The 6,000-nt window shown below is 66.3% G+C and carries 5 protein-coding genes; 2 read left to right on the forward strand and 3 right to left on the reverse strand.

Annotated features, from left to right (window positions below):
- Window positions 1–32: 32 nt before the first annotated feature.
- Genes ntrC through dusB form a run of 3 tightly spaced genes read right to left on the reverse strand, consistent with a single transcriptional unit; the run spans window position 33 to window position 3,658 of the window.
- Window positions 33–1,475 (reverse strand): nitrogen regulation protein NR(I), encoded by a 1,443-nt coding sequence (gene ntrC, locus AC0L2F_RS16770; RefSeq protein WP_007610301.1) that lies wholly within the window; start codon window positions 1,473–1,475, stop codon window positions 33–35.
- Between the two features lie 9 nt (window positions 1,476–1,484).
- Window positions 1,485–2,660 (reverse strand): two-component system sensor histidine kinase NtrB, encoded by a 1,176-nt coding sequence (locus tag AC0L2F_RS16775; RefSeq protein ID WP_473249091.1) that lies wholly within the window; start codon window positions 2,658–2,660, stop codon window positions 1,485–1,487.
- On the reverse strand, window positions 2,657–3,658 hold the full coding sequence (gene dusB, locus AC0L2F_RS16780) for a tRNA dihydrouridine synthase DusB (protein ID WP_473249092.1): 1,002 nt from the start codon (window positions 3,656–3,658) through the stop codon (window positions 2,657–2,659). Before dusB ends, AC0L2F_RS16775 begins: the two co-directional genes overlap by 4 nt.
- 282 nt (window positions 3,659–3,940) lie before the next feature.
- Between dusB and AC0L2F_RS16785 the strand changes: the two genes are divergently transcribed.
- Both AC0L2F_RS16785 and AC0L2F_RS16790 read left to right on the forward strand, forming a co-directional pair.
- Entirely contained in the window at window positions 3,941–5,122 is a 1,182-nt protein-coding gene (locus tag AC0L2F_RS16785) for a bifunctional 2-C-methyl-D-erythritol 4-phosphate cytidylyltransferase/2-C-methyl-D-erythritol 2,4-cyclodiphosphate synthase (RefSeq protein WP_473249093.1), read from the forward strand.
- Between the two features lie 3 nt (window positions 5,123–5,125).
- Window positions 5,126–5,734: a CinA family protein gene (locus AC0L2F_RS16790; protein WP_007610292.1), complete on the forward strand. Its 609-nt coding sequence runs from the start codon at window positions 5,126–5,128 to the stop codon at window positions 5,732–5,734.
- Window positions 5,735–6,000: the final 266 nt, after the last annotated feature.

Here is a 6,000-nt window from a genome sequence, read left to right on the forward strand (position 1 = left end):
GGGGAGCTGAGCCACCGTCGGGTGCGGGAAGGCTAGCCCCCGCTCCGATACACCTGGATATCGAGATCCCGGATCTTCTTCCGCAGGGTGTTGCGGTTGAGGCCGAGCAGATCGGCGGCGCGGATCTGGTTGCCGCGGGTCGCCGCGAGCGCGGCCGTGAGCAGCGGCACCTCGATCTCCTTCAGGATCCGGTGATAGAGGCCCGGCGGCGGCACGCCGTTCGGGAAGCCCTGGAAGTGCGAGGAGAGATACGCTTCCACGGCGCCGCCGAGATTGTCGACGCCATGCTGGACTGCGGCACCCGGGCTGACGGTGGGTGGCGCCAGCTCGCCGTCGATGACCGAGCCCGTGATCACGTCCTGCGGATAGAGCGCCGCGAGACGGCGGGCGAGGTTCTCGAGCTCGCGCACGTTGCCCGGCCAGCGGTGCTGCTTCATCCGCTCCAGCGCCAGCGTGTCGAGCTTCTTCGGCGGCAGTCCGTCCTTCTCCGCCAGCGCGAAGAAATGACGGATGAGATCGGGCAGATCCTCGATGCGCTCGCGCAAGGGCGGCAGCCGCAACGGCACGACGTTGAGGCGGAAGAACAGATCTTCGCGGAACAGGCCCTGCTGGATCAGGACGCGCAGGTCCTTGTTGGAAGCCGCGACGATGCGCACGTCGGTCTTGATCGGGGTGCGGCCGCCGACCGTGGTGTATTCGCCCTGCTGAAGCACGCGCAGCAGGCGGGTCTGCGCCTCCATCGGCATGTCGCCGATCTCGTCCAGGAACAGCGTGCCGCCCTCGGCCTGCTCAAACCGGCCGGAGGCGCGGGTGTTGGCGCCGGTGAAGGCGCCGCGCTCATGGCCGAACAGTTCCGACTCGATCAGGTCGCGGGGGATCGCCGCCATGTTGACCGCGACGAACGGGCCGTTGCGGCGTTTGCCGTAGTCGTGCAACGCCCGCGCCACCAGCTCCTTGCCGGTCCCGGACTCGCCCGTGATCATCACGGTGAGGTCGGTCTGCATCAGGCGCGCCAGCACGCGATAGATTTCCTGCATCGCCGGCGAGCGGCCGACCAGGGGGATCGCCTCCATCTCGGCGTCCTCGTTCGGCGTCGAGACCCGCTCCTTCGGCTCGGCCAGCGCGCGGCCGACGATGGCGATCAGCTCCTTCAGGTCGAAGGGCTTTGGCAGATATTCGTACGCCCCGCGCTCGGAGGCGCGGATCGCCGTCATGAAGGTGTTTTGCGCGCTCATGACGATGACAGGCAAATTCGGCCGCATCTTCTTGATCCGCGGCAACAGGTCGAACGCGTTCTCGTCGGGCATCACCACGTCGGTGATGACGAGATCGCCCTCCCCCTGGCTGACCCATCGCCACAGCGTCGCGGCATTGCCGGTCAGCCGCACTTCGTAGCCGGCGCGCGAAAGTGCCTGATTGAGAACCGTGCGGATGGCGGTGTCGTCATCAGCAACGAGAATGCTACCTGCGGGCATCGTTAATCCTCATTTTGCCCCCTGTGACGCAGACGACGACTTCCCGGCAGAGCCGTCGCGACTGCTTTGATCGGCATGTTTCACCGATGTGGAATACATCGGCATCAGCACGCGGAAGGTGGTCTTCCGCGGCTGAGATTCGCATTCGATGATGCCCCCGTGATCCCCGATGATCTTTGCGACCAGCGCGAGACCCAGACCCGAGCCGGTCTGCTTGGTGGTGACGAAGGGATCGAACAGGTTGGGCAGAAGATCGTCCGGCACGCCTGGTCCATTGTCCTTCACGCAGAATTCGAGCGGCAGGGATACACGGGATTTTTGACCGGGGACTGACAGGCGCACGCCGGGACGAAATGCGGTGGTGAGCTGGATTTCGCCGTCGGGAACGTCGATCAGCGCTTCGGCCGCATTCTTCACGAGGTTGAGGAACACCTGGATGAGTTGGTCCTGGTTCGCCAGCACCGGCGGCAGCGAGGGATCGTAGTCCTCGACGAAGCGGATGTTGCGGGCAAAGCCGGACTGCGCCAGCCGTTTGACGTGATCGAGCACCGAATGGATGTTGACGGGGCCGCGCACCACAGGGCGCTCGTCGCCGAACACCTCCATGCGGTCGACCAGCGTCACGATGCGGTCGGCCTCGTCGCAGATCAGCCGCGTCAGCATGCGGTCTTCCGAGGAGGCCTGCTGCTCCAGGAGCTGCGCGGCGCCGCGGATGCCGGAGAGCGGGTTCTTGATCTCGTGCGCAAGCATCGCGGCGAGCGCGATCACCGAGCGTGCGGCGCTGCGATGGGTGAGCTGGCGGTCCATCTTGTCGGCGATGGAGCGCTCCTGGAGCATCACCACGATATGGCCGGGCCGTTCCGTCACCGGGGCCACATGCAGATCGACCTGGCGGTCTCCGCCCATGCGCGGCGTGCCCAGATCGACCTTGTACTCGTTGACCGGCGCGTTCGACGAACGCACCTGGTCGATCAGCGCCAGCAACGGGCTGCCGAACGGCACCAGCTCTTTCAGCGACTGCCGCTTCAAGAACTGGGTCGAGATATCGAAGAAGGCTTCGGTCGCGATGTTGGCGGCGACGATCTTGCCGTCCGGCCCGATCATGAGCATGGGATTGGGCAATGCGTCCAGGATGGCATCGCTGTCGGAGGCAACGGGCCGACGATGTTCAGCGGCTGAGCTCATGCAGCGGCGCTCCATGCAAAGTCGTCGAAGGCATCTTGCAGTGACCGGTGGACGAGGCGCGGATCCTCCGAGGTGAGGATTTTCTGGCGCCAGGATTTCAGCTTCCCGGCCGGGGCGCGGCTCACATCGGCCGCGACGTCGAGGGCCCAGCCCAGATGTTTCCGCGCGTGCCGCAGTCCGATGCGCAGGCCGTAGAGCGCGCAGACGCCTTCATAAAGCGTGCGGACATAATGCAGCTGCGTCTCGAGCGCCGGCGTGGCCTCCGCCGCCCCGCCCTTGAGGCGCCGGCCGATCTGGCCGGGCAGCCAGGGCTGGCCCTGCGCGCCTCGGCCGATCATCACAGCATCGGCACCGGAGGCCTCTAACGCCGCAAGCGCCTTCTCGAAAGTGGTGATGTCGCCATTGACGACGAGCGGAATGGAGATGGCCTCGCGTACGGCGCGGATCGCGTCCCAATCGGCCTCGCCCTTGTAGAACTGGCAGCGCGTGCGGCCGTGCACGGTGACGAGCTTGATGCCTGATGCCTGCGCGCGCCGCGCCAGTTCCGGCGCGTTGCGGGTGCGATCGTCCCAGCCGAGCCGCATCTTCAGCGTCACCGGTACCTTCACCGCCGCGATCGTCGCTTCGATCAGGCTGACGGCGTGGTCGAGGTCGCGCATCAAGGCGGAGCCGGACTGGCCGCCGGTGACGTGACGGGCCGGACAGCCCATGTTGATGTCGATGATGTCGGCGCCTTCAGCTTCAGCGATCCGGGCGCCCTCCGCCATCCAATGCGTCTCACAGCCGGCGAGCTGGACCACGTGCGGACCGATGCCCGTGGCTTCGCAGCGCAACCGGGACATATGATGGCCATTGGCGAGTTCGTCGCTGGCCGTCATTTCGGACACCACCAGACCGGCCCCTAACTCCGCGGCCAGCCGACGGACGGGCGAGTCAGTCACCCCCGACATCGGCGCCAGGAAGACCGGGGTGGCGACATCAATATCGCCTATCTTCAATGGCTTAGAGCCAGATACTGCCGAGCCGGTCACAGGGGTCTCGTTGCGTTGGCAGCGCCTCATCGCGCCTGCCATGACCTATCTTGCGCACAATTCTTGTGCAGTCAAGCGTCATGCCTACAGTTTAGACAGTTCTGCCGATCTTTCAAGTGCAGTGCAGCAAAATGCTGTTTCCCACAATCCGGGGAAACCCCCTTTTTTTGCGGGCCTGCCGTGCTAGAGGCATGCGGCAATCACCCCACCCCCCGACTCTCTTCATCATCAAATGAGTATTTGAGTCCTATGGCGAAATCACAGCGCACCGCAGTCGTTCTCGTCGCGGCCGGACGCGGCCTGCGCGCAGGCGCCGGTGGCCCCAAGCAATATCGCGAGATCGGCGGCGTGCCGGTGATCTATCGCGCCATGGAGGCCTTCAGCCGTCATGCGGACGTGTTCGCGGTTCAGCCGGTCGTGAACCCCGACGACAGCGCCATGTTTACCGCGGCGGTCGCAGGGCTCAGCCACGAGGCGCCGGTCCATGGCGGCGCGACCCGGCAGGCCTCGGTCCTCGCCGGCCTCGAAGCGCTCGCCAGGCACAAGCCCGACATCGTGCTGATCCACGACGCCGCGCGCCCCTTCGTTTCGGAAGGCGTGATCACCCGCGCGATCGATGCGGCCAGCCGCACCGGCGCCGCGATCCCCGTCGTTCCCGTCACCGACACCATCAAGGTCACCGGCGAGAACGGGAATGTCGAGGACACGCCGGACCGGGCGCGGTTGCGGATCGCACAGACGCCGCAATCTTTTCGCTTCGACGTCATCCTCGAAGCGCATCGTCGCGCGGCCAAGGACGGCCGCAGCGATTTCACCGACGATGCCGCGATTGCCGAATGGGCGGGATTGACGGTTGCGACCTTTGAAGGCGATGTTGCCAATATGAAGCTCACCACTCCCGAGGATTTCGTGCGCGAGGAAGCGCGGCTGGCCAGCCTGCTCGGCGACATCAGGACCGGCACGGGCTACGACGTGCACGCCTTCGGCGAGGGCGACCATCTCATGATCTGCGGCGTGCGCGTGCCGCACACCAAAGGCTTCCTGGCCCATTCCGACGGCGATGTCGGCCTGCATGCGCTGGTCGACGCCATCCTCGGCGCGCTCGCCGACGGCGACATCGGATCGCACTTTCCGCCCAGCGACGCGAAGTGGAAGGGCGCATCCTCCGACCAGTTTTTGCAATACGCCATCGAGCGCGTCACCCAGCGCGGCGGCCGCATCGCCAATCTCGAGGTGACCATGATCTGCGAGCGGCCGAAGATCGGTCCCTTGCGCGACACCATGCGCGCGCGCATCGCCGAGATTTCCGGCGTCGACATCTCCCGCGTCGCGGTCAAGGCAACCACCAGCGAGCGGCTCGGCTTCACCGGCCGCGAGGAAGGCATCGCGGCCACCGCGAGCGCCACCATCCGCTTGCCCTGGAGTGTCTAGGCCATGGCCGGCAGCGACGCACGCGCCCTCTCCCGCTCGCTGCTCGATCTGTGCCGGATGCGCAAGCTGACGATCGCGACCGCCGAGTCCTGCACCGGCGGCCTCGTCGCGGGCGCGCTGACCGACATCCCCGGTTCGTCAGATGTCATCGATCGCGGTTTTGTCACCTACTCCAACGATGCCAAGCGCGCGATGCTCGGGGTCGAGGCAAGCACGCTTGCGAATTTTGGCGCCGTCAGCAAGGAGACCGCGACAGCCATGGCAGTCGGCGCGCTGGAGCGTGCCGGCGTCGATCTTGCGGTTGCCATCACCGGGATAGCCGGCCCCGGCGGCGCCACGCCAGGCAAGCCGGTTGGCCTCGTCCACTTCGCAGCCGCCGCGCGTGACGGCCGCATCGTCCACCGCGAGCATCGCTTTGGCGCCATCGGCCGCACCGCCGTGCGACAGCGCTCCGTGGTCGAGGCGCTACGCATGCTGATGGATCTCGCCCGCGGCCCAGCCCAGGCCAAGCCGCGCCGTGAAGCCGCGGTAACCCGCCTGCGCCCCCGCGTGACACGCTCGCCGCGGCGGCATGCAGCGAAGCGCAGGCCGCCTCGGTCACCGCGGGGGTGATCCCGTAGCCCGGATGGAGCGCAGCGCAATCCGGGATTCGTTCCGCGGATACGGGGCCCCGGATTGCGCTGCTCCATCCGGGCTACAATCCCTTGCGTTGCCCGTCGGGCAAAACACACAAACCTCAGGTCAATCGGACCTTGCAAAAATATTCCACTTTACCGAAATTCGGCTTTGGCGTATTCATCTCGCCACCTCATCCCGGTCAGAGGGGCGTATCGCGATCGTCACGAAACGTGGGATGGGCTGCGGTGGACGCGGGCAGC

Source organism: Bradyrhizobium sp. Ken64 (assembly GCF_055807555.1).

Bases quoted from the DNA above. Each gene is read 5' to 3' on its own strand.
- AC0L2F_RS16790 (WP_007610292.1), top strand. From the start codon at position 5,126: ATGGCCGGCAGCGACGCACGCGCCCTCTCCCGCTCGCTGCTCGATCTG.
- ntrC (WP_007610301.1), bottom strand. From the start codon at position 1,475: ATGCCCGCAGGTAGCATTCTCGTTGCTGATGACGACACCGCCATCCGC.
- AC0L2F_RS16785 (WP_473249093.1), top strand. From the start codon at position 3,941: ATGGCGAAATCACAGCGCACCGCAGTCGTTCTCGTCGCGGCCGGACGC.
- AC0L2F_RS16775 (WP_473249091.1), bottom strand. From the start codon at position 2,660: ATGAGCTCAGCCGCTGAACATCGTCGGCCCGTTGCCTCCGACAGCGAT.